15 protein-coding genes are annotated in these 22,807 nt (G+C 66.4%); 11 read left to right on the top strand and 4 right to left on the bottom strand.

Annotated features, from left to right (window positions below):
* Positions 1-64 precede the first annotated feature (64 nt).
* Both GMST_RS06675 and GMST_RS06670 read left to right on the top strand, forming a co-directional pair.
* Positions 65-1,150, top strand: coding sequence for a response regulator (locus GMST_RS06675; protein ID WP_183353861.1), 1,086 nt, complete (start codon positions 65-67; stop codon positions 1,148-1,150).
* Between the two features lie 70 nt (positions 1,151-1,220).
* Complete coding sequence (locus GMST_RS06670) at positions 1,221-3,836, top strand: hybrid sensor histidine kinase/response regulator (RefSeq protein WP_183353860.1); 2,616 nt, start codon at positions 1,221-1,223, stop codon at positions 3,834-3,836.
* A 161-nt stretch (positions 3,837-3,997) separates the two neighbouring features.
* Here the strand turns inward: GMST_RS06670 and GMST_RS06665 are convergent, their stop codons facing one another.
* Positions 3,998-5,002 carry a hypothetical protein gene (locus GMST_RS06665; protein WP_183353859.1) on the bottom strand — a complete coding sequence of 335 codons (1,005 nt, stop codon included), beginning with the start codon at positions 5,000-5,002 and terminating at the stop codon, positions 3,998-4,000.
* Between the two features lie 319 nt (positions 5,003-5,321).
* On the opposite strand from GMST_RS06665, the gene GMST_RS06660 reads away from it, so the two are divergent.
* The 3 genes from GMST_RS06660 to GMST_RS06650 all read left to right on the top strand — a co-directional run bounded on the left by GMST_RS06660 (position 5,322) and on the right by GMST_RS06650 (position 9,351).
* Positions 5,322-6,980 (top strand): ATPase, T2SS/T4P/T4SS family, encoded by a 1,659-nt coding sequence (locus GMST_RS06660; protein ID WP_183353858.1) that lies wholly within the window; start codon positions 5,322-5,324, stop codon positions 6,978-6,980.
* Positions 6,981-6,992: 12 nt separating this feature from the next.
* Positions 6,993-8,069, top strand: coding sequence for a type IV pilus twitching motility protein PilT (locus GMST_RS06655; RefSeq protein WP_183353857.1), 1,077 nt, complete (start codon positions 6,993-6,995; stop codon positions 8,067-8,069).
* A gap of 109 nt (positions 8,070-8,178) precedes the next feature.
* Positions 8,179-9,351: an aminotransferase gene (locus GMST_RS06650; RefSeq protein ID WP_183353856.1), complete on the top strand. Its 1,173-nt coding sequence runs from the start codon at positions 8,179-8,181 to the stop codon at positions 9,349-9,351.
* On the opposite strand, the gene GMST_RS06645 is transcribed toward GMST_RS06650, so the two are convergent.
* Positions 9,348-10,034 carry a response regulator gene (locus GMST_RS06645; RefSeq protein ID WP_183353855.1) on the bottom strand — a complete coding sequence of 229 codons (687 nt, stop codon included), beginning with the start codon at positions 10,032-10,034 and terminating at the stop codon, positions 9,348-9,350. The two genes, GMST_RS06650 and GMST_RS06645, sit on opposite strands and share 4 nt — an antisense overlap.
* A 518-nt stretch (positions 10,035-10,552) precedes the next feature.
* Between GMST_RS06645 and GMST_RS06640 the strand changes: the two genes are divergently transcribed.
* The 4 genes from GMST_RS06640 to GMST_RS06625 all read left to right on the top strand — a co-directional run bounded on the left by GMST_RS06640 (position 10,553) and on the right by GMST_RS06625 (position 15,996).
* Positions 10,553-11,242, top strand: a complete 690-nt coding sequence (locus tag GMST_RS06640) for a response regulator transcription factor (RefSeq protein WP_183353854.1) — start codon at positions 10,553-10,555, stop codon at positions 11,240-11,242.
* 437 nt (positions 11,243-11,679) lie between these two features.
* Positions 11,680-12,327: a cobalamin B12-binding domain-containing protein gene (locus tag GMST_RS06635; protein WP_183353853.1), complete on the top strand. Its 648-nt coding sequence runs from the start codon at positions 11,680-11,682 to the stop codon at positions 12,325-12,327.
* A complete protein-coding gene (locus tag GMST_RS06630; RefSeq protein ID WP_183353852.1) occupies positions 12,324-13,379 on the top strand; it encodes a uroporphyrinogen decarboxylase family protein in 1,056 nt (351 codons plus the stop codon). Before GMST_RS06635 ends, GMST_RS06630 begins: the two co-directional genes overlap by 4 nt.
* On the top strand, positions 13,372-15,996 hold the full coding sequence (locus GMST_RS06625) for an ATP-binding protein (protein WP_183353851.1): 2,625 nt from the start codon (positions 13,372-13,374) through the stop codon (positions 15,994-15,996). Before GMST_RS06630 ends, GMST_RS06625 begins: the two co-directional genes overlap by 8 nt.
* Positions 15,997-16,837: 841 nt before the next feature.
* On the opposite strand, the gene glmS is transcribed toward GMST_RS06625, so the two are convergent.
* Together glmS and glmU are read right to left on the bottom strand one after the other, a co-directional pair.
* Complete coding sequence (glmS, locus tag GMST_RS06620) at positions 16,838-18,667, bottom strand: glutamine--fructose-6-phosphate transaminase (isomerizing) (RefSeq protein WP_183353850.1); 1,830 nt, start codon at positions 18,665-18,667, stop codon at positions 16,838-16,840.
* Between the two features lie 168 nt (positions 18,668-18,835).
* Positions 18,836-20,212 (bottom strand): bifunctional UDP-N-acetylglucosamine diphosphorylase/glucosamine-1-phosphate N-acetyltransferase GlmU, encoded by a 1,377-nt coding sequence (gene glmU / locus GMST_RS06615; protein WP_183353849.1) that lies wholly within the window; start codon positions 20,210-20,212, stop codon positions 18,836-18,838.
* A gap of 160 nt (positions 20,213-20,372) precedes the next feature.
* On the opposite strand from glmU, the gene GMST_RS06610 reads away from it, so the two are divergent.
* Both GMST_RS06610 and GMST_RS06605 read left to right on the top strand, forming a co-directional pair.
* The gene (locus GMST_RS06610) at positions 20,373-20,924 is read left to right on the top strand and encodes an MXAN_5187 C-terminal domain-containing protein (RefSeq protein WP_183353848.1); all 552 of its coding nucleotides are present in this window, start codon (positions 20,373-20,375) and stop codon (positions 20,922-20,924) included.
* Entirely contained in the window at positions 20,921-22,768 is a 1,848-nt protein-coding gene (locus GMST_RS06605; RefSeq protein WP_183353847.1) for a B12-binding domain-containing radical SAM protein, read from the top strand. Before GMST_RS06610 ends, GMST_RS06605 begins: the two co-directional genes overlap by 4 nt.
* Positions 22,769-22,807 lie beyond the last annotated feature (39 nt).

The following is a 22,807-nucleotide window of genomic DNA, read 5'->3' as shown; positions in this document are numbered from 1 at the left end:
TTTATGGCGTGTCGTGCCGAAGCGGTGACTGACACACAAACCGGGCTTGCTGGGAGAGTACCCTATGGAAACAACTGCATCAGGGCTGGTCATCGTCGTCGATGACGACCCGTACGTTCTGGAGAGCGTGGCGATGCTGCTCACCGTGAGCGGCTTCGAGGTGCGCCCCTTCTCCAACGGGTTCGATGCCCTGGCCGAACTACGGCGCTCCCCCCCCGACGTCGTCTTGACCGACGTCAACATGCCGCGCATCACCGGCATCGAACTCCTCGAGAAGATCCACGAAAACGACCGGGACATCCCGGTGATCCTGATGACCGCCTACGCCGAGCTCGAGATGGCGGTGTCGGCGATCAAGAAGGGCGCCTTCGACTTCATCATCAAGCCGTTCAAGCCCCCCTACCTGATCCACGCCGTCGAGAAGGGGATCAACTACAAGCGGCTGGTCCTCATCGAGAAGAACTACAAGATCGAGCTGGAACGCACGGTCGAGCAGCGCACCCGCGAGCTGGGGGACGCGCTGGAGCAGATGCGCTCCATGAGCCGCGAGACCATCGAGAGGCTCACCGCCGCAGCCGAATTGCGCGACGAGGACACCGGCAAGCACATCTCCCGCATCGGGCTCTACGCCCGGCGCATCTCCGAGATCATGCACATGCCCGCGGATTTCGTGGAGACCATCGGCCTCGCCGCCGCCATGCACGACGTCGGCAAGATCGGCATCCCGGACGCCATCCTGCTCAAGGCGGGACCGCTCACCCCGAGCGAGTTCGACATCATGAAGAGCCATACCCTGATCGGCGGGCGCATCCTGGCGGGATCGAGCCACAAGGTGCTGCAGCTCGCCGCCTCCATCGCGCTCACCCACCACGAGCGCTGGGACGGCAGCGGCTACCCCCACGGCACCAAGGGTATCGAGACCCCGCTCGAGGGGCGCATCGTCATGCTGGCCGACCAGTACGACGCCTTGCGCAGCGTCCGGGTCTACAAGCCGTCCCTCACCCACGAGCGCACCGTGGAGATCATCACCAAGGGGGACGGCCGCACCCTGCCCGAGCATTTCGACCCCTGCATCCTCGAGAGCTTCCTGAAGGGCGCGTCGGATTTCGAAGAGATCTTCGCCTCGCAGCAGGAAGAGCCCGCCAGCTGAAGGGGTTCCCCGTGTCGCGCCTGCTCCGCTCCCCCTCGCTAGCGCGCCGTTCCGGCACCCGGAGGTGGCCATGCTGATGCGGACCTTAGCTGGAAAACTGACCCTTCTCTGGGCCCTTTTGAGCGCGCTCCTGCTCGTGTCTGCCGGCATGCTCGCCGCCTTCTCACGGGGATCGCTGCTCTTCCCGGCGCTCCTCGCCCTCTCTTGGGGAGCGGCCCTCTGCGTGGGTTACCTGGCAAGCCGCCGGCTCACCGCTTTGCTCGCCCCTCTGGCAGCCGAACTCGGCCCTGCCGAGAGTGCCGCAGACGCCCCCCTCCCCTGCGACGAGCTCTCCCGCCTGGCGGGCGCGGTACGCTCGCACCTGGCCCGGCTCGCCCGGGCGCAGGCGGAGCTGCACCAGGTAAGCGCCATCCTCGATTCCCTCCCCGTCCCCATCTTCTACCGCGACCTGGCCGGCCGCTACCTCGGCGTGAACCGCGCCTACGAAAGCTACCTCGGGCGCGAGCGCGCCGCCTTGATCGGCAGGTCGGTCTTCGAGGTCTTCCCCCCCGAGATCGCCAAGATCTACTACCGCGCCGACCGCGAGCTCCAGCTGGTCGGCGGGGTGCAGCAGTACGAGAACCGGATCGTGCACGCCGACGGGTCGAGCCGCGAGGTGATCTTCTACAAGGCCTCGTTCCTGGATAGGACCGGGGAGCTGGCCGGGGTGGTCGGGACGCTGCTCGACATCACCGACCGCAAGCGGATGGAAGCGCTTTTGGCGGAGCAGAAAGAGTTCTCGGAAAACCTGGTGCAGAACCTGGCGGTCCCCGCCTTCGTCCTGAACCAGCGGCACGAGGTGATCATCTGGAACCGGGCCTGCGAGGAGCTGACCGGGCTTGCGGCCGACCAGGTGATCGGCACGCGGCGCCAGTGGTCCGGGTTCAACCTCGAGGAAAACCCGACCCCGGCGGACCTGGTGCTGGACGGCGACTACCGCGAGGCGGACAACCGCTACAACCCGCTCTGGTTCCGCTCGACGCTCATCCCCGGCGGGATGCACGGCGAAGGGTGGGGGCGCAACCGCTACGGGTTGGACGGCTACCTGCTCTTCAGTTCGGCGCCGGTGAAAAACGGCAGCGGCGAGGTCATCGCGGCGATCCAGACCGTGGAGGAGATCACGGCCCGCAAGCGCTCCGAGGACCGGCTGCGCACCCTGTCGCTTGCCGTGGAGCAGAGCCCGAGCATCGTGGTCATCACCGATACGGCGGGAACCATCGAGTACGTGAACCGCAAGTTCGTCGAGGTGACCGGCTACTCGAGCGCCGAGGCGGTGGGGCAGAACCCGCGGCTGCTCAAGTCCGGCAGCACCCCCGACGAGCTCTACCAGGAACTCTGGGGCGCGGTGACCTCCGGGCAGGAGTGGCGCGGCGAGTTCCAGAACAAGAAGAAAAACGGCGAGCTCTACCGGGAACTCGCCATGGTGGCGCCGATCCTCGACGATCGCGGCGTGATCAGCCACTTCATCGCGCTCAAGGAGGACGTCACCGAACGGCGGGCGCTGGAGGAGGCGCTTAGGCACGCCCAGAAGATGGAGTCGCTCGGGACGCTGACCGGCGGCGTGGCACACGACTTCAACAACATCCTCACCGCCATCATCGGCTATGCGAACCTGATCCAGATGAACAGCGGCGAGGGGGACCTGAACGCGAAGTTCTCGGCCCAGGTGGTAGCCTCCGCGGAGAAGGCGGCCGTCCTGACCCGGGGGCTTTTGGCCTACAGCAAGAACCAGGCGATGCACCCAAGCCACCTGGATCTCAACGACATCGCGCAGCGGGTGGACCGGCTCTTGAGCCGGGTGCTCGGGGAAGGGATCACGGTCAGCACCACCCTTGCCCCGGAGCCGCTCAGGCTCTTCGCCGACTCCGCCCACCTGGAACAGGTACTCATGAACCTCGCGGTGAACGCCCGGGACGCCATGCCCGGCGGCGGCACCCTCACCATCCGGACCGAGGAGCTGCAGCTGGAGGCCGACTTCGTCCGGCAGCACGGCTACGGCAGGCGCGGCCGTTTCGCCCTCCTGAGCGTCTCCGACACCGGGGTGGGGCTCGATCAGGCCACCCGGGAACGGATTTTCGAGCCGTTTTTCACCACCCACGGGCTGGGGGGGCGCCCGGGGCTGGGGCTCTCCATCGTGCACGGCATCGTCGAGCAGCACAAGGGGTTCATCGAGGTGGAGAGCGCGCCGGGCCAGGGGAGCAGCTTCCGGATCTACCTGCCGCTCACCCAGCCGGTGGTGCCGCGCCTGGTGCAGGCGGCCCCCCAGTCCGCCGGCGGCGGCAAGACGGTGCTTTTGGTGGAGGACAACCCGGAGGTGCGGGCCATCGTCGGCGAGGTGCTGCGCGGCGAAAAGTACCAGGTGCTCGAGGCGGGGGATTCAGAGGAGGGGCTCAGGCGTTTTGCCCGGTTCAGCGGCGAGGTGAACCTGCTTTTGGTGGACGTGATCATGCCCGGGAAGGGGGGGCTCGACCTGTACCGGGAGATCAGGATGCTCGACCCCCGGGTTCGGGCACTGTTCATGAGCGGCTATTCCGAGGAGTACATCCGCTCGCAGGGGATGTTCACCAAGGAGGTGAACTTCATCTCCAAGCCGCTGACCCCGTCGGACCTTTTGAGCCGGGTGCGCGACGTGCTGGACGCGGCGTGAAATGGAAAAAACGTTCTTGCCACGAAAAGGTACCAACGACACAAAAAAACCTCTGCAAACTTGTCCGGCCCTGTGCGTAAGCGACAGAGTCCGAACCCGTTTCAGAGGTTTTCATTTTGTGAATTTTGCGCCTTTTGTGGCTAAAAGGCTTCTTGAGCCGGTTACAGCCTGAGCTTCTCCACGGCGGCCTCGTCGAGCGCATGCACCACGCTGATCCGGCGCTCCTCCCCCGCCACCTTCAGCTCGAGCTCGGCGCTCTCGCCCGCCGGCGCCTTGGTGTAGCGCAACAGCACCTGGCCGGCCAGGGCCAAGAGCTCCTCGGTCGTCTCGCCCGTGAGGGCGGCCAGGGGGCTCGGGCCGTCGGCCCAGCGCAGGGTCGCCTCGCCGGACTGCACCTGGCTCTCCAGGAGGGCGTTCTCTGCCTCGTTTCTCCCCACCAGCACCTTGGTGCGGTTCCCGATGCGGAAGTGGCGCCCCACCTTGAGGAGCCGGAAATCCCTCAGGTTCAGCTCGTCCGAGTGCTCGAAGACGTCGCGCACCTTACCCACGAAGCAGAGGTCGGTCAAAAGGCACCCCCCCGCCGGGCAGGGGTAGTTCTTCACGTCGAGCTCGGCGGCAAGCTCCATCTGGTCCTTGCGCGAGCGCCCCTGGATGGCGAGGAGCTTCTCGCGGTCCACCCACCCCTCCTGCTCGGGGATGGTCGGGTTGAAGTGCTTCGCGGAGAGCGGGCGCAAGAGGTACCCCTCCAGGCCGCTTTCGCGCTCGATCACCCTCAGGGTGTCGCGACGCTGGCTCATGGGGCGCTGCCCGAGCACCTCGCCGGTGAAGACGAAGTCGGCGCCGACCTCGTGCATGTACTCCTTGGCCTTCTGCAACAGGTAGATGCGGCAGTCGATGCAGGGGTTCATCCCCTTGCCGTAGCCGTGCTTGGGGTTTCTGAGGATCTCCAGGTACTCGGCACCCTTGTGCATCACCTTGATGGGGATCTTGAACTCTTCGGCCACCCGGACCGCCTCGGACTTGCAGCCGGCGTTCTTCCCGGTGCAGGTGCAGAAGGGGGAGGTGAAGTTGAGCGCCTCCACGGCGATCCCCTGGTCGAGGAGCACCTTGACGGCGAGGGTGGAATCGAGCCCCCCGGACAAAAGGGCGATGGCTTTACGTTGCATGCGTTCTCCTATACCCCAATTGACAATGGACGATTGGCAATTGACGATGAATTTTTAGCTCGACGGGGTCGGCTGCTGGTTTCAGAAGGGAAGTGGTGACTGCTGCCTGATAAACGGGTGGTGTGCAGTGACATAAAAAAAGGAGACGTCCTCACCTGCCTCGTGGAGGGGGGGACGACCATTGCCAATTGTCCATTGTCAACTGTCAATTCGGCCCAAACTACCATGAAGCGGCTGTCAAAGTAAAGGTTGTCGACACTTCCTTTTTCGGGTACATTTCCCCTTTGCCGTCCGTCTGACTATCCCTGGAGGTGTGGCTATGAACGGGCTTGTCAAGGAGGGCTCCATTGGAGCCGTCCTCTTCAGATCGCAGATCATCACGGAACAGGAACTGAAGGCCGCGCTCGAGGAGCAGCAGGTTTCCGGCTGCCGCGTCGGGGAGGCCCTGGTCCGCCAGGGTGTGGTGACCCAGGAGGACATCGACTGGGCGCTGGCCCACCAGCTGAACATCCCCTACGTCCGCCTCAAAAAGGACAACCTGGACGCCGCGGCGGTGGAGCGGGTCCCCGCCCAACTGGCCCGGCGCTACCAGCTTTTCCCCCTCTTCCTTTCGGGTAACGAGCTCTCGGTCGCCATGGCCGACCCCTTGAACCAGGAGGCGATCGAGGCGCTGCGCCGGGTGACCGGCTGCCAGATCACCATCTCGGTGGGGCTCATCCGCGAGATCCGCGAGATGCAGGAACTGGCCTACGGTCCGGACCAGGGGGTGGCAGACCTCGGTTTCAGCTCGGCCCTCTTCCCGGCCAAGGTCGTCGAGGCGATCAACGCCGACCTGAGCTGCGCGCTGTTACTGAACCACCTGCTCTTGCGCATCGTGCAGCAGAAGTACGCGAGCCTCGCCCTGCAGCCCTTGGGCGACCGGGTGCTGCTGGTCGCCCGCAGCACCGGCCAGACGAGCGAACTGGGGCGGCTCGAGCCCGCCCACTACGCGAAGCTCACCGGCCGCATCCGCAAGCTCGCCAAGCTCCCCGCCGAGCCGGGACTCGCCTGCTCCGGGGTCTTGAGCTTTCTCTGGCAGGGGAAGCGGATCCCCTTCCAGGTGCTGCTTTTAGCGGGCGACGGCGGCGAGTACGTGACCATCAAGCTGCAGATCTCCGCCCCGAGGCTTGAGGGGCTTGCCGACCTGCAGCTCTCCCCCGCCAAGTTCCGCGACCTGGAGGAGCTCCTGCAGGCGCCCGACGGGCTCCTCCTCGTCGCCCAGCGCGACCCCGAGGAGCGCTGCCGGCTCATCGACCTGGTGCTGGAGAGCTGCGACACCGCCGGGAAGACCGTGCTCCTCGTGGGCGAGCGGCTGGGCCGGGGCAAGAAGCGCTTCCCGCGCATCCCGGCCGGCGCCGGCGTCGCCGACGGGGCGGCCGGCACCATCGCGGCGCTTCTCGATCACGAGCCGGACCTCCTGGTGCTGGACGACGTGAGCGACACGGCCTCCTTCATCGCGGCCAGCAAGGCGGTGCTGCGCGGCAAGAGGGTGCTCGCCGGGCTCTCCCACGGCAGCAAGGGGGAGGTGCTCAAGCAGCTCCTCTACCTGCACCAGAAGAACTTCCTGGTCCCCAGCCAGCTCAAGGGGGTGCTCTCCTGCAAGGGGGTGCACCTCTTGTGCCCCTCCTGCAAGGAACGCTACCAGCCGACCGCCGAGGAGCTCGCCGCCCTGAGGCTCCCGCCGCACCGGGGCGACTACTTCCGCCCGAGCGGCTGCCCGGAGTGCGACTTCACCGGCCTAAGCGGCAGGCGCTACCTGGTGGACGTGATCCGCTTCGACGCGGCTTTTCTCGAGATCTTCGAGACCATCCGCAAGAGTTCCGACATCATAAGCTACATGAAAGATAACGGGTATCGCGGCATCACCGAGGAGGGGGCCCAGCTCTTGGAGCGCGGCGAGATCTCCCCGGGCGAGTACGTCGCCGCGATCCTTTTATGACGGAGACCAGCCATGGCACGAATTGATGCGCTGTTCAAACTGATGAGCGACAAGGGGGCCTCGGACCTGCACCTCTCCACCGGGGCACCGCCGATCTTCAGGCTGCGCGGCGAGATGGAACGGCAGAACTTCAAGGCGCTGGGGCACGAGGAGCTGAAGGCGATCCTCTTCGAGATCCTGACCCAGGCGCAGCGCGAGCACTTCGAGGAGCACCACGACCTCGACTTCGCCTACTCCGTTCCGGGGCTCGCCCGCTTCCGCGGAAACCTCATGATGCAGCACCGCGGCATCTCGGCGGTGTTCAGGATCATCCCGACCAAGATCCTCTCGGCCGACGAGCTGGGGCTCCCCGACGCGGTGCGCGGCCTGACCTCCCTCAAGAAGGGGCTCGTGCTGGTCACCGGCCCGACCGGCTCGGGGAAGTCCACCACGCTCGCCGCCATGATCGACCTGATCAACTCGACCCGCTCGGAGCACATCATCACCCTCGAGGACCCGCTCGAGTTCATCCACGAGAACAAGATGTCGCTGTTCAACCAGCGTCAGATCGGCGAGCACTCGGAGAGCTTCACCACGGCGCTCAGGGCCGCCCTGCGCGAGGACCCGGACGTCATCCTGGTGGGGGAGATGCGCGACCTGGAGACCATCCACCTCGCCATGAGCGCCGCCGAGACCGGCCACCTGGTCTTCGGGACCCTGCACACCGCCTCGGCCGCGAAGACCGTGGACCGCATCGTGGACGTCTTCCCCAAGGACGCCCAGGAGCAGGTGCGCGCCGTCCTCTCCGAGGCGCTCAGGGGGGTGATCTGCCAGCAGCTCCTGAAGAGCGCCGACGGCAAGGGGCGCGTGGCGGCGCTGGAGATCATGGTGGGGACCCCGGCCATCGGGAACCTGATCCGCGAGGGGAAGACCTTCCAGATCCCCTCCATCATGCAGACCGGCCGCAAAGACGGCATGCAGCTCATGGACCAGCACATCCTCGACCTCTTGAAGACCAAGCGGATCTCCCCCGAGGAGGCCTACCGCTGCTGCAACGACAAGAAGCTCTTCGAGCAGCACCTCCCGTCGAAGGAGGGAGGTCAAGGTTGAGGTTGAGAAGCGGCTCACCCGGGACCCGGGTGAGCCGGTGTCTGCCGCAGCACCTTAAGGGAGTTCCACCGCCACCTGAGCCCGGCCTCCGGGCCCGCAGGGGTACCACATGCAGTTTCCCGTCTCCGACCTGATCCGCGGGGTGCATCCACCCCCCATCTCCGAGGTGAGGGGGTGGCTTGCCGCCGCCGATCCCGCCCTGCCGCTCATCGACCTCTGCCAGGCGGTCCCCGACTACCCGCCGGCACCCGCCCTGGTGGAGCACCTGGCCGGGCTTCTAAAGGACCCGCTCACCTCGCGCTACACCCCGGACGAGGGGCTCGTCGAGGTGCGCGAGGCGATCTGCGCCGGCTACCGGCTCCAGTACGGGGCCGAGCTGAACCCGCGCCAGGTCCTGCTGAGCGTCGGTGCGAGCCAGGCCTTCTGGCTCGCCATGGTCACCCTGTGCCGCGCCGGCGACGAGGTGATCGTGCAGCTCCCCGCCTACTTCGACCACCCCATGGCGCTCGCCATGCTCGGGATCCGCTGCGTCTTCGCCCCCTTCGAGGAGGAGCGCCGCGGCCTCCCCGACCCGGACCGGATCGCCTCCCTGATCGGCCCGCGCACCCGCGCCATCCTCCTGGTCACCCCGAGCAACCCGACCGGCGCCGTCATCCCCCCCGAGCTGGTGGAGAGGCTCTACGAGCTCGCCGCCCGCCACGACATCGCCCTCATCCTGGACGAGACCTACCACAGCTTCATAACCGGCGGCAGGCGACCCCACCACCTCTTCGAGAAGCCGCGCTGGATGGACCACTTCATCCAGATTGCCTCCTTCGGCAAGACCTACGCCCTCACCGGCTACCGGGCCGGGATGCTGGTCGCCTCCGAGGAGTTCCTGGGGCACGCGCTCAAGGCGCAGGACACCATGGCGGTCTGTCAGCCGCGGTTGACCCAGCATGCGGTGCGCTTCGGGGTGGAGAACCTTGGGGAGTGGGTGGCGGGAAACCGGGTGATGATGGAGCGCCGGCACGAGGTGTTCCAGGCGGAGTTCGCCCGGGGAGGGAACCCGTTCACCCTGGTGGCGAGCGGTCCCTTCTTCGGCTGGGTGCGGCACCCCTTCGCGGGGGAGTCGGGGCGGGAGGTGGCCCGGCGCCTGGCGCAGCAGCACGCGATGCTGCTCCTGCCGGGTGAGGTTTTCGGTCCGGGACTGGAGCGCTACCTGCGGCTTGCCTTCGGCAACATCACCGAGGAGCGCATCCCGGAGGCGGTGGAGCGTTTCCGGGGCGTGCCGCCCCCCTAGGCGAGGTGGCCCCCGGTCTTCAGGTAGCCCTCGAGAGTTCTGCGGATCTGATCTGGCAACAGGACGAAGGAGACCCCGAACCCGGCCTTGGAACCTTCCGCGGCCTGGGTCCAGACCACTTTGGCCCGGAACTCCTGGAGCGCCCCCCCCGGCAGCTGGAAGGTGAGCTCGACGCTGCGCCCCACCTCCGCCAGGCAGGGGGCGGCCACGAAGGCACCGCCGGCACTGAGGTTCATGACCCACCCGGCGACCTCGCTGCCGCGGCAGCGGACCGTGACCGGGAGGGAGACGGCACTGCGCCTGGCGCGCCGGTCCAGCCCGCGCAAAAAGCGCCCCGCCGCCTCCAGGAACCTGGTACGGTTCAACGGCTTGGTCAGGAAGTCGTCGCAGCCGGCGTCGTGGCAGCGCTTTTGACTCACCTCGTCCCCCTTGGCGGTGATCATCACCACCGGGAGGTCCGCCAGTTGGGGGGTGGACTTGATGGTGCGGCAGCACTCGATCCCGTCCATCTCGGGCATCTCGATGTCCATGAACACCAGGTCCGGGCGCCGTTTGCCGATGCACTCCAGCGCCTCTCGCCCGTTGCGGGCGGTAACCACGCGCACTGCCGCGCTCTCGAGGAACTCTTTCTGCATCTCCAGGAAAAGTCGCACATCGTCGACCAGTAGAATCGTCGGTTCCAACTCATGACCTCCTTGGCGGGGCTCGGGGCCCCCTCAAGCCCAGAACGATAGCAACCTTTCCCCTGCAGGGCAAGCCCCCCGGTGCGGCGCCTCCCCCTTCCCGCCGGCCTCTCCCGGCGCTGAGCTGCCGCAGGGTCGGCAGGCCGGCTGCGGCGGAGGTGGCTATCCTTCGGGAATTGTGAGATTTTTCTGACCGACGCACCGGGCTCTGCGGCCGCCGGAGGGCGGCTTTCATGTGGCGGCGCGGCGTACACTGAGAGAAGCTTCCGAATTTTCTGGCTTTTCCCCCGAGCCCCACGGGATTTTACCTGAGGAGTGTCGGGCGCATTTTGGCTGTTGCAATTATTTCCTTACGGAGTAAAGTGAAGCAGACTTACACTTTCTTTCGGCACTTTGCACCCCTGAAAACGGTTTAGGAACTGTAAGTATTTTTTGTTATAGGTAGTGCGCGAAATGACGTATATTATTGCCGTTTTCCTCGGGAACAACTGCAACTCACGACTGGAGCGGACATCCCCATGAAGCTTGAGAACACGTTGTCAATTGTCATTGTCGAAGACGACCTGGAACTGCGCGACCACCTCATGAAAGGACTGTCGTACTTTGGTTTTGATCTGCGGGGGGTCGGCGACGGGGCCGAGCTCAACGCCGCCCTTGCCGAGCGGCCGGCGCACATCATCCTGCTCGACCTGGGACTCCCCAAGGAGGGGGGACTGGAGATCGCGGCACGCATGAGGGACAACCCGACGCTGGGGATCATCATCCTCACCGGGCGCAGCATGACCGAAGAGCGCATCCTGGGTCTCGAGAGCGGAGCGGACTACTACTTCGTGAAACCGGTGGAGATCGCCGAACTCGCGGCGGCCATCAAGAACCTGGGCCGGCGCCTGGCGCCCCCGGTCGGCACGCCGTGGAGCTTCAGCGCCCAGACCTCGAGCCTGCAGACCCCCAACGGGGTGACCGTGTCGCTGACCGCGCAGGAGTGCATCCTCCTGGAGCTTTTGTTCGCGCACCTGGGGCAGAACGTCTCGCGCCAGCAGATCTTCGCAGCCCTGGGCCAGCCCGACGAGATCTCCTCGAACGCACGTATCGAGGTGCTGATCTCCAGGCTGCGCACCAAGGTGCAGAAGGCGGACCCGGGGACCACCCTGCCGCTGCGTGCCCGCCACAACATGGGGTACATCCTGCTGGCCGGCGACGGCGCCTGATTCCGCTTCCACCCGCTGCCGAAGCACCAGAAGACGCAGCGCCGCCTGAGGCTCTCCGGAGCCGCACGCATTCCGCCTTTTCGAGGGCCCGGGGCCGCACTGGCACCCGGGCCTTCTTCGTCTGCCGCCCCCCTGCGCCTCCCGCCAAACCTCCGCTTCTCTGCCGCGCCTCGAGCGGCTTCCCTGGCTGTCCCCGCACCCTCCCGGCACCCAAGTAAGATTTATCCTGCAACCGCACGAGCCCGCACGTGGCCGCGGATGTCCATACCGCTCCGACAGCTAACCGTCTGATCTCTGAAAGTTTTTCCGGAGCCCGGCGAAACGGAGTCGGTGCTGGACAAAGCCTGGCGAAAGGAGTATATGCTGTAACCGACCACCGCTTTGCAAGCTTTTGAAACCAGTTCCAGCGTTTCAGCCCGTTGCATCTGCGAGGCGCCATGCCATCTTGTCCCCTGGAAACCGGAGAGCTCATCAACCTGCTGGTCGCTGCCCTCTTGGAGCTGGACCGCAACGCCGCGCGGGACTGTTTCCAGCGCAGCGCCCTCGTGCCGCTCGCCTTCGCCGAGACCGTACTCGCCCCGGCACTGGAGCGGGTCGGAACGGGATGGGAGCGCGGCGAGGTCGCCCTTTCCCAGGTCTACATGAGCGGCCGGATCAGCGAAGAACTCCTGGACGAGATCCTCCCCCCGCAGCAACTCCCCGACACCAGCCACCCGGCCATGGCCGTCGCGGTCCTGGACGACTTCCACCCCTTAGGCAAACGGATCGTGAGTTCCGTGGTGCGCGCCAGCGGCTTCCGCCTGGCCGATTACGGCCTGATCGGGGTCGACGACCTGGTCCGGCGTGCCCAAAACGACGGCATCCGGATCCTGCTGGTCTCGACCCTCATGCTTCCCGCTGCCCTCAGGGTGCGCGAGCTCAAGGAGTGCCTGGACCGCGACCTCCCCGGGACCCGGCTGGTGGTGGGGGGAGCCCCCTTCCGCCTGCACCCCGACCTCTGGTGGGAGGTGGGTGCCGACGGCACCAGCGCTACCGCCTCAGGGGTGGTCCCCCTTTTGCGCCGACTCATCGCGGAGCTCCCATGATAGAGATGACCCCCCTCGAGCGGGTGCTCTGCACCCTGGGACACCGCGAACCGGACCGGGTCCCCTTCTTCCTGCTCCTCACCATGCACGGGGCCCGCGAGCTCGGCGTGGGGATCCGGGAGTACTACCACTCCCCCGAGCTGGTGGTCGAGGCGCAACTAAGGCTCAGAAAGCGCTACGGCCACGACTGCCTGTACGGGTTCCTCTACGCCGCGGTCGAGTCCGAGGCCTGGGGCGGGGAGACCGCCTTCCGGGAAGACGGCCCCCCCAACGCGGCCGCCCCCTGCATCACCGCTATTGCGAGCATCCCGGGACTCGCGCCGCCGCGCATCGAGGGGGCCCCGGGGCTCATGAGGGTCCTCGCGGTACTGGCCGGCCTCAAGGCGCGCTCCCAGGGGAGCGTCCCCATCATCGGCACCGTCATGTCCCCGTTCTCGCTCCCGGTCCTGCAACTGGGGTTCGAGAACTACCTGGAACTCATCTACCTGCACCGCGAGCTGTTCTGGGAGCTGATGCGCCTCAACACCGAGTTCTGCGTGGCCTGGGCGAACGCCCAGCTCGCCGCCGGGGCCAACGCCATCTGCTATTTCGACCCCCTCTCCTCTCCCGAGATCACCCCCGCCAGTGACTACCTGCAGCTGGGAGGCGCCGTCGCCCGCGCCACCCTCCCCCGCATCAAGGGCCCCACCGCCACGCACCTTGCCTCCGGCCGCGTCGGGACGCTCCTCGACCAGGTGGCCGGCACCGGCACTGCGGCCATCGGGGTGAGCGCCCGCGAGGACCTGGCGGAGCTCAAGGCGGCGCTCGCCGGGCGGCTCGCCATCCTGGGCAACCTGAACGGCCTGGAGATGGGCGGCTGGTCTCCCCGCGAGGCGGAACTCCAGGTGCGCCGGGCCATCGCCGCCGGCGCCCCCGGCGGCGGGTTCATCCTGGCCGACAACCACGGCGAGATCCCCTGGCAGGTGCCGGAAACCGTGCTGGAGGCGATCTCGGAAACGGTGCGGCGCTACGGCAGCTACCCGATCGCCAAGGAGGTGTCCCCCGATGCGTGAGCGACGCCTGGCAATCGTGGCCTGCGCCCGGCTGGCAACCGAGCTCGAGCACGTGGCACGCGGCTTCGACCCCGCCGAGGTGGTCTTTTTAAGCTACCCCGCGCGCTGCGGCCGCCCCCCCCTTGCCTGGGACGAACTGGTGCGGCTCATACCCGAGGCGCTTGAGGTGGACCGGGTCGAGCTGTTCGCCGGGTGCTGCCTGGAGAGGCTCGGAGAGCCGTCTGGCGCCCCCGTCTTTCGGGTCACCCGCCTCGCGCACTGCCTCTCCCCCCTGGCCGGGGACTTCGCCGTCGCGCGCTACCAGGAACAGGGGCTGTACCTGGTGACCTCGGGGTGGCTTGGCCAGTGGCGTGAGCGCCTCGCCGAACAGGGGCTCGCCGGCGAGACGGCCGCGGAACTCTTCGGCGAGTCGGTCGCCGGGATCCTGCACCTCGACACGGGGGTCCTCCCCGAGGCCGACCGCGAGCTCAGCGCCTTCGCCTCCCAACTCCGGCTGCCGCACCAGACCGTGCTGCTGGGGCTGGACCAGCTTGCGCTGCGCTGCGAGCGGCTGGTGCTCACCTGGCGCGCCGAGCGGCGCGAGACCGCTGCGGGGGAGCGCCTGGAACTCGTCCGGCGCCGCAACGCGGACTACGCCATGGTGCTCGACCTCCTCAAGCTGATCGTCCAGACCACCGGGAAGGAGACGGTGCTGGGCGAGATCCTGCAGCTCTACCAGATGATGTTCGCGGCCGGCGAGGTGGCCTGGGTCCCGATCGGCGACGGGGCCGCCGGCGAGGTGGTGCGTACCGGCCCCGGCGACCCGGCCCAGGACAACCGCCTGAAGGCAGCCGCACTCGCACTCGAGGCCCCCAGCCAGCTGCTCCCCTCCGGTGCCGGGTTCCTGCTCCGGGTGGAGTGGGAGGGGCAGGCCCTGGGGGTGATCTGCGTGGACCGGATCGCCCTGCCGGACCACCTCGAACAGTACCTCCAGGTGGCCCGGGAGACCGTGGTGGTCTGCGCCGTGGTGCTCAACAACGCGCTCAACCTGGAAAACCTGATCGCCCTCTCGCACCGGCTCATGCTGAACGAAGAGGCGCTGCGCGAAAGCGAGCAGATCTACCACGACCTCTTCCAAAAAAGCAGCGCGGTCCAGCTCCTCATCGATCCCGGCACCGGGGAGATCCTGGATGCCAACGAGGCCGCCGCCGCCTTCTACGGCTACCCCCCTGGCGCCCTCACCGAGAAGCGCATCGACCAGTTGAACGACCTCCCCCAGCCCAGGATCAAGGAAGAGCTGGCCCGTGCCCTCGGGGGCGAGGACCACTTCCTGTTCCGGCACCGGCTCGCCAGCGGGGAGCTGCGCAACGTCGAGATCTACTCCACCGCGATCCGGGTTGGCGGCCGAACCCTGCTGCACACCATCATCCACGACATCACCGAGCGGGTCCGCTCCGAGGAGGCGAGGCGCGATCTGGAGAAGAGGCTGCAGTTGGCCCACAAGGCCCAAAGCCTGGGCCGTATGGCGGCGGCCATCGCCCACAAGTACAACAACCTTTTGGGCGCGGTGCTGGGGAACCTCGAGCTCGCCCTTTTGAGTATCCCCCCCGGCAAGCCGCCGGCGGAGAACCTCGGCGAGGCTTTGAAGGCGGCCTCGCGCGCCGCCGAGGTCAGCACCCTCATGCTCACCTACCTGGGGCAGGCCCCTGGGCGCCACGAGAAGCTGGACCTGGCCGAGCTCTGCCGGCACAGCACGGCGGCGCTGCAAAACGGCCTGCCGCCGGGGGTCGCGCTGGTCGTCGAAATGGACGGTGCCCCGGCCTGGGTGAGCGGCAACGAGCAGCAGTTGCAGCAGCTCCTGGCGAGCCTGGTGACCAACGGCTGGGAGGCACTGGCGGGGGGAACCGGGGAGGTCAGGCTAAGCCTTAAGTCGGTCGACGCCGCCCAGATTGGGACCGCGAACCGCTTTCCGCTGGATTGGGAACCCGAGGAGGGGATCCGGTTCTGCGCCCTGGAGATCGTCGACCAGGGGTGCGGGATCAGCGATGCGGACATCGGCGAGCTTTTCGATCCCTTCTTCTCCAAAAAGTTCACCGGCCGCGGGTTGGGGCTCGCCATCGTGCTCGGGGTGGTGCGCACCCACCACGGGGCGGTGACCGTCGAGAGCGAGCCAGGTAAGGGGAGCACCTTCCGGGTCTACCTGCCGCAGCTCGAATACGCCCCCCATCCTAAAAGCGCGGGCGAGCAGCCGCAGGCGCTCTCCGGGGGGACGGTACTCCTGGTCGAGGACGAGCCGGCGGTCCGCAAGACCACCAGTGCCATGCTGGGGGTCTCGGGTTTCGCCGTCCTCGAGGCCAGGGACGGTGCGGAGGCGCTCGAGCTGTACCGGCAGAACCCGGGAGCTATCTGCCTGGTGGTGAGCGACCTGACCATGCCCGGTCTGGACGGTTGGTCCACCCTCGCAGCCCTGCGCAACTTGGACCCGGATCTCCCCGCCATCCTGACCAGCGGCTACGACCAAAGCCAGGTGATGTGCGGCGACCACCTGCAGTGGCCCCAGGTTTTCCTGCGCAAGCCCTACACCATGGGCACGCTCCGCGAGGCGATCCGCCAGGCGCTGGCGCACCTGGTCAGATGACCGAAGGGGGACACCGATCTATTCGCGCGACAACGGTGCCACCTGGAACTACCTCCCGGTCTCCGGGGGCGGGGGCGCCCGCCCCCTGCAGATTTAGTCGGGGGCTTTTTTAGTGCTCTGTGCAATGGAAGCCTGATTATGCCCCATGGCTTCCGACTGTGCTGACAGTCTTTCGATATAAACTGCGATATACGCCGTGTGAATCGGGATGTACACCGCGTAAACCGCGAGTTACGCCGTGTGAACCGCGGGTTACACCGCGTGAACCGCGGGTTACACCGTGTGAACCGCGAGTTACACTGTGTGAACCGCGATATACGCCGTGTGAACCGCGGGTTACACCGCGTGAACTGTGAGTTACACCGCGTGAACCGCGAGTTACACGGTGTGAACCGCGAGTTACGCCGTATGAACCGCGAGTTACGCCGTATGAACCGCGAGTTACGCCGTATGAACCGCGAGTTACGCCGTATGAACCGCGAGTTACGCCGTATGAACCGCGAGTTACACCGCGTGAACCGCGAGTTACGCCGTATGAACCGCGAGTTACGCCGCGTGAACCGCGAGTTACACCGTGTGAATCGCTCTCTACGGCGTGTGCATCGCGATAGACAGCGTATTGACCTGATTCCGAGGAAGCCTACACTGCAGGTGACCTCAGGTTCCCCACGTTGGAAAGGGGGGGAGCGCACGAGCACCTTCCTCCACTAAATGACCGACCTGCTACTTGCCGCGACTGCCTTTGCCGGTAGCGCGCCCCTGGGAATCCCGGGCATCAAATAAAAAGGGGGGAAAGCCGAAGCCCTCCCCCCTCACCTACCTACTTCTCTCGTGTCCCTACTTATTCCACCGTCACGCTCTTCGCGAGGTTCCTCGGCTGGTCGACGTCGGTCCCCTTCAGGACGGCGACGTGGTAGGCCAGCAGCTGCATCGGGATGGAGAGGATGATCGGCGCCACTTCCTCGCCTTCGGTCGGGATCTCCAGGGCCACTTCTGCCTTGGCAGCGACCTCGCTGTCTCCCTGCGAACAAACTGCGATGACGCGGCCGCCGCGGGCGATGACCTCCTCCATGTTGGAGAAGACCTTCTCGTAGTTCGATCCCTGCGGCACCAGAACAACGACGGGCATGTGCTCGTCGATGAGGGCGATGGGGCCGTGCTTCATCTCGCCGGCGGGATACCCCTCGGCATGGATGTAGCTGATCTCCTTCAGCTTCAGGGCACCTTCCAGCGCGATCGGGTAGTTCATGCCGCGCCCGAGATACAGGAAGTCGCGGGCCTGCAGGTAGTTGCGCGCCACCTTCTCGACCTGCTCGTTCAGCTTCAGCGCCTCTTCCATGAGCGCGGGGACCCGCACCACGGCGGCGATCAGCGCACGGCCGGCATCGACGGTCATCATACCGCGCGAACGCCCCAGCCGGATGGTGAAGAGGTAGAGGGCGATCAACTGGGTAACGAAGGCCTTGGTGGAGGCGACACCGATCTCGGGACCGGCGTGGGTGTAGACGACGCCGTCGGCCTCGCGGGCGATGGAGGAATCCACCACGTTGCAGATGGCCACGCACTTGGCGCCGCGCCGCCGCGCCTCGCGCATGGCGGCCAGGGTGTCGGCGGTCTCGCCGGACTGCGAGATGAGCATCACCAGGCTCTTTTCGTCGATCACCGGGTTGCGGTAGCGGAACTCGGAGGCGATGTCCACCTCGACCGGAACGCGGCAGTGCTCCTCGATGAGGAACTTGCCGACCAGCGCCGCGTGCCACGAGGTGCCGCAGGCGATGATGGTGACCCGGTCGATCCCCTTCAACTGCTCGTCGGAGAGCTGCAGGTCCTCGAGGTAGACGTCACCTTCTTCCTCGCGCAGGCGCCCTGCCAGGGTGTCCCGCACCGCGCGCGGCTGCTCGAAGATCTCTTTCAGCATGAAGTGCTTGTAGCCGCCCTTTTCGGCCATGTGCGGCGACCAGTCGATGTGACGCGGCGTCTTCTCCAGCTCGACGCCGGCCACGGTGGAGAAGTTAACGGTGCCGTTTTTGAAGACCGCGAGCTCGCCGTCCTCCATGAAGACCATGGAGCGGGTGTGGGCCAGGATGGCCGGGATGTCGGAGGCGACGAAGAACTCCCCTTCGCCGAGCCCCACCACCATGGGAGCGCCGTGCTTGGCGGCGATCATGACATCGGGCTCCTGCTCGGAGAGGATGCACAGGGCGTAGGCGCCGCGTACCTCGGAGAGGGCAAGCCTTACCGCGGCCTCGAAGCTGTCGGTGCGCCGGCGCCGGTCCTCGATGAGGTGCGAGATGACCTCGGTGTCGGTCTCGCTCTTGAAGGTGTGACCCGCCGCCTTCAGCTCGTCGCGCAACTGCAGGTAGTTCTCGATGATGCCGTTGTGCACGACGATGAAGCTGCCGGCCTGGTGCGGGTGGGCGTTGATCTCGGAGGGGCGCCCGTGGGTGGCCCACCGGGTGTGCCCGATGCCGAGCGAACCGTTGATCGGCTCGGCCTTAAGCAGCCGCTCGAGGTTCGCGAGTTTCCCCTCGCTGCGCCTGATGGCCGCCTTGCCGCTGCTTATGGTGCAAATCCCGGCAGAGTCATAGCCGCGGTACTCAAGCTTCCTCAGCCCCTCGACGATGATGGAGGTCGCTTCCTGACTTCCGGTATATCCAACGATTCCGCACATAAAATCCTCTCAAAAAATCCGTTCTACGTTCTATGTTCTACGTTCTAAGTGAACTGCGCCCCCCGTCGGGCACCTGGGCTCGCCCATGGTGGCACGTAGGGGAACGTGCCATCATACTACAATCTCGGCTTTTAACCTAGAACATAGAACTTAGAACCTAGACCCCTGTTAGGCCTTTTTTTTCTTTTTCCACCCTTCCTTGTTCACCTGGGGCACCCGGGAGAGGGCCAGCGAGTCGGGCGGCACGTTCTTGGTGACCGTGGTCCCGGCGGCGATGAGCGAGTTCCGCCCCACCGTGACCGGTGCCACCAGTTGCACGTCGCTCCCCACGAAGACCTCGTCCTCGATGATGGTCTGGTGCTTGCGCACGCCGTCGTAGTTGCAGGTGATGGTGCCGCAGCCGATGTTGACGTCGCGGCCGATGGTGGCGTCCCCCAGGTAGGTGAGGTGCGAGGCCTTGGACCCCTCGCCGATGAAGACCTTCTTGGTCTCCACGAAGTTGCCGATCTTCACGTGGGCCGAGAGCTCGCTACCCGCCCTTAAGTGCGCCATCGGTCCGATGGAAACCTCCTCGTGCACCACGGCCTCTTCCACGACGCTCCCCGCCTTGACCACGACGCCGTCGGCGATCTGCGAGGACTCGATGATCGCTCCCTGCTGGATCACGCAGCGCTCCCCGATCACGGTGGTTCCGGTGATGGTGACGCCGGGATAGACCACGGTGTCGCGGCCGATGGAGACCCCGCGGTCGATGTAGACGGCCTGCGGGTCGATCATGGTGACGCCGGCCACCATCAGTTCGCGGTTGATCCGGCTGCGCAGCACGCGGGCCACCTCGGCCAACTGCACCCGGTCGTTCACCCCGGTGATCTCCTCGGCGTCGGGGACGGGATAGCTCAGGCAGGTGAGCCCCTCGGCTCCGGCCTGACGCACCACGTCGGTCAGGTAGTACTCACCCTGGGCGTTGTCGTTCCCCAGCTCCGCCACCGCCCGCTGCAGGAAGGCGCGCTCCACGCAGTAGACACCGGCGTTCACCTCGCGAATGGCGCGCTCCTCGGGGGTGGCGTCCTTCTGCTCGGTGATCCTCAGGACCTTGCCGTCGGCCCCCTTGATGATCCGGCCGTAGCCGAAGGGGTCGGCGAAGCTCGCCGTCATCACGGTGAGGACGGCGCCGCTTTGGGCATGGGCGGCAAGCATGGCGCTCAAGGTGCCAGAGGTCAAAAGCGGCGTGTCGCCGCAAAGGATCAGGACGGTGTCGGTTGCCGCCGGAAGCTCCGGCAGCGCGCAGGCCACGGCGTGCCCGGTCCCCAGCTGCTCGGCCTGGGTCGCGAAGGCGATCTCGGGGCGGCCGGCGAAGTAGTCGCGCACCTTCTCCCCCTGGTGGCCGACCACCAGCACGCAGGCGTCCACGCCGGCATCGAGCGCCGCGGCCACCGGCCAGGCTATCATGGGAGGGCCGGCCAGCGGATGCATGACCTTCACCAGCCCGGACTTCATCCTGGTTCCCATTCCGGCTGCCAGCACCACTGCAGATATTGCTGCCATCTCTCCTCCTTAACCCTTCAATATGCGAGATTGCGTATTTCTAACAACATTAGCGATGCGCGTCAAGGTCTTTAACCGGCCCCCCAAGCCCGTATCGTGCCTAACTTTTAAGATTTACAGGGCGATAACTTCCCGTTATAGTCGCTCGTGGAGGAGTGGCATGGGTTTACCCGAAGACATAGCGCAACTGGAGAAGGACCTGCGCGAGCTGATCATCCGCTACGAGCAGTACTTCTGCGGCATCGAGAAGCGCGAGCCCCTGCTGTTGCTGGAGGCGGCGGAGCGGACCTGCCGGCGCTACCAGAACGTGAACATCACCAACTCGATGTACAAGTTCAAGTACAATTCGCTGGTGGCCACCCTCTCCGTGCACCGGCAGAAGTGGAGCCGGATCAACCGGCTCATCGAGGAGGGGAAGTACAACCGGGACCGCTTCAAGATGTCGCTGCACCAGCGCGAGGGGGCGGAGAAGTCCTCCAAGAGGACCCCGAAGAGCGGGGGGGCCGGGGTGGAGAAGATCTACCAGGATTACCTCGCCGCCTGTTCCGCCTGCAACCTCCCGGTGGATCACCTCTCGAAGGACAAGATCGCCGCGGCCATCGAACGGCAGAAACCCGCCATCATGGAGAAGTACCGCTGCAGCGACATCGAGTTCGCGGTCATCGTGGAAGGAGGCAAGCCTCGCCTGAAGGCTCGTCCGGTCCGTTCATGAACATCGTCCTGGTAGCCATCCATCCCCACCCGTCGCCCCAAGCGGTCCCCTTGGCCTGCGCCTTCCTCAAGGCCCACCTCGAAAAAATCCAGCCGGGCCGGCACCGGATCGAGATCGTCGACCGCTACGCCGGGGCCGACGCCTCCGCGGGTGCCGCGGCGATCCTCGACAAGCGTCCCGACCTCGTTGCCCTTTCGGTCTACGTCTGGTGCCGCGAGGACGCCCTCGCCCTGGCCCGCGGGTTGCGCCGCGCCCGGCCGGGGGTGATGCTGTGCGCCGGGGGACCGGAGCCGACCACCGCCGGGGAGATCTTTCTCGGCGAGGGGCTCTGCGACTTCCTGGTGCGCGGCGCGGGCGAGGCCCCCTTCGCGGCCGCGGTCCAGGCCCTCGAGGAGGGGCGCACGCTCACCGGCATTCCGGGTGTGCAGGTTCCGGGAGAGGCTCCCGCACCGCTTGCCTTCTCCGTCGATCCCGAGGAGATCCCCTCCCCTTACCTGACCGGCATCCTCGACCCGACCGCGGTCGGCGGGGCGCTCTGGCAGCTCTCGCGCGGCTGCGACTTCGCCTGCTCCTTCTGCTTCGACCACAAGGGAGGTGGCGGGGTGCGCCGGGTCTCCCTGGAGCGGATCGAAGCCGAACTGCGCCTCTTCGACCGGCTCGAGGTGCCCCAGGTCTTCGTCCTGGACTCCACCTTCAACAAGATCCCCTCCCGCGCCAAGGAGATCCTCAGGCTGATCCGGCGCCTGGCGCCCGGGGTGCACTTCCACTTCGAGGTGCGCAGCGAGTTCCTCGACCCCGAGATGGCCGAGCTCTTCGCCTCGATCACCTGTTCGCTGCAGATCGGCCTGCAAAGCGCCGACCCCGGCGTACTGCGCGGCGTGGGGCGGGGTTTCGACCGCGATGATTTCGTGCACCGGGTCTCGCTTTTGAACCAGACCGGCGCCATCTTCGGCTTCGACCTCATCTTCGGCCTTCCCGGCGACAGCCTCGCGCTCTTCCGGGAGTCGCTCGACTTCGCCCTGTCGCTCTACCCAAACCACCTGGACATCTTCCCGCTCGCGGTGCTGCCCGGGACCCGGCTCTCCACCAAGGCCGCAGCACTCAAGCTCGAGTACCTGGACGCCCCCCCCTACACGGTGACAGTCACCCCGACCTTTTCCGGGGAGGAGCTTGACCAGGCCCAACGCCTCGCCGCAGCCTGCGACGTCTTCTACAGCCGCGGCAAGGCGGTCGCCTGGTTCAACGCCATCACCCAGGCCGTGAAGCTCGCCCCCGCGCAGCTCCTCGCCGAGTTCGCCCGTTTCCTCGGCGCGCGCGCCGGTCGCGGCGAGGAGGAGGTGGCCGAGGAGGAGATCTGGGAGCTGCAGCGCGGCTTTTTGAGCGAGATCTTCCCGGCGCGCAAGAAAGCGAAGCTGCTGCCGCTCGCCCTGGACCTGGTCGATTACCACCACTACTACGCCCTGGCGCTTATGGCAGCGCCCCCCCGGCCGCCAGCCCCCAAGGAGCTGAAGAAGCTCGACCTCAGGCACCGGGCGCTGGCCCTCGCCCCCTCCGCTTTCCTGGGCCGCTTCTCGTACGAGATCCTCGACCTGCTGGAAGCGGGCGACATCGAGCTCGCCCCCTTTGCCTCCTGCTTCAGGCCGCAGGCCTCCTGCGCGGTGATCTACCCCGCCCAGGGAGAGGTCTGCACCGAATCGCTCGACCAGGCCTACTACGATCTCCTGGCCTCCCTGGACGGCAGCACCGCTACCGGGGAGCTGGCGAGTCGACTGAAGCTCCTCTGGCGCGACACCCTCCCCTTTCTCGAATTTGCCCTCAGCGAAGGAATCGTTATTTTACGCTAACTTACCCGGGCACCACCTTGAGTGCCTGCGTGTCGGACA

Source organism: Geomonas silvestris (genome assembly GCF_014193515.1).
GTDB lineage: Bacteria > Desulfobacterota > Desulfuromonadia > Geobacterales > Geobacteraceae > Geomonas > Geomonas silvestris.
Note: the sequence above shows the minus strand (reverse complement) of the source record. Positions and strands in the feature narration are given on the sequence as shown.

Excerpts from the sequence above, each read along its gene's own strand:
- GMST_RS06675 (WP_183353861.1), top strand. The coding sequence starts at position 65 with ATGGAAACAACTGCATCAGGGCTGGTCATCGTCGTCGATGACGACCCG.
- GMST_RS06670 (WP_183353860.1), top strand. The coding sequence starts at position 1,221 with ATGCTGATGCGGACCTTAGCTGGAAAACTGACCCTTCTCTGGGCCCTT.
- GMST_RS06665 (WP_183353859.1), bottom strand. The coding sequence starts at position 5,002 with ATGCAACGTAAAGCCATCGCCCTTTTGTCCGGGGGGCTCGATTCCACC.
- GMST_RS06660 (WP_183353858.1), top strand. The coding sequence starts at position 5,322 with ATGAACGGGCTTGTCAAGGAGGGCTCCATTGGAGCCGTCCTCTTCAGA.
- GMST_RS06655 (WP_183353857.1), top strand. The coding sequence starts at position 6,993 with ATGGCACGAATTGATGCGCTGTTCAAACTGATGAGCGACAAGGGGGCC.
- GMST_RS06650 (WP_183353856.1), top strand. The coding sequence starts at position 8,179 with ATGCAGTTTCCCGTCTCCGACCTGATCCGCGGGGTGCATCCACCCCCC.
- GMST_RS06640 (WP_183353854.1), top strand. The coding sequence starts at position 10,553 with ATGAAGCTTGAGAACACGTTGTCAATTGTCATTGTCGAAGACGACCTG.
- GMST_RS06635 (WP_183353853.1), top strand. The coding sequence starts at position 11,680 with ATGCCATCTTGTCCCCTGGAAACCGGAGAGCTCATCAACCTGCTGGTC.
- GMST_RS06630 (WP_183353852.1), top strand. The coding sequence starts at position 12,324 with ATGATAGAGATGACCCCCCTCGAGCGGGTGCTCTGCACCCTGGGACAC.
- GMST_RS06625 (WP_183353851.1), top strand. The coding sequence starts at position 13,372 with ATGCGTGAGCGACGCCTGGCAATCGTGGCCTGCGCCCGGCTGGCAACC.
- glmS (WP_183353850.1), bottom strand. The coding sequence starts at position 18,667 with ATGTGCGGAATCGTTGGATATACCGGAAGTCAGGAAGCGACCTCCATC.
- glmU (WP_183353849.1), bottom strand. The coding sequence starts at position 20,212 with ATGGCAGCAATATCTGCAGTGGTGCTGGCAGCCGGAATGGGAACCAGG.
- GMST_RS06610 (WP_183353848.1), top strand. The coding sequence starts at position 20,373 with ATGGGTTTACCCGAAGACATAGCGCAACTGGAGAAGGACCTGCGCGAG.
- GMST_RS06605 (WP_183353847.1), top strand. The coding sequence starts at position 20,921 with ATGAACATCGTCCTGGTAGCCATCCATCCCCACCCGTCGCCCCAAGCG.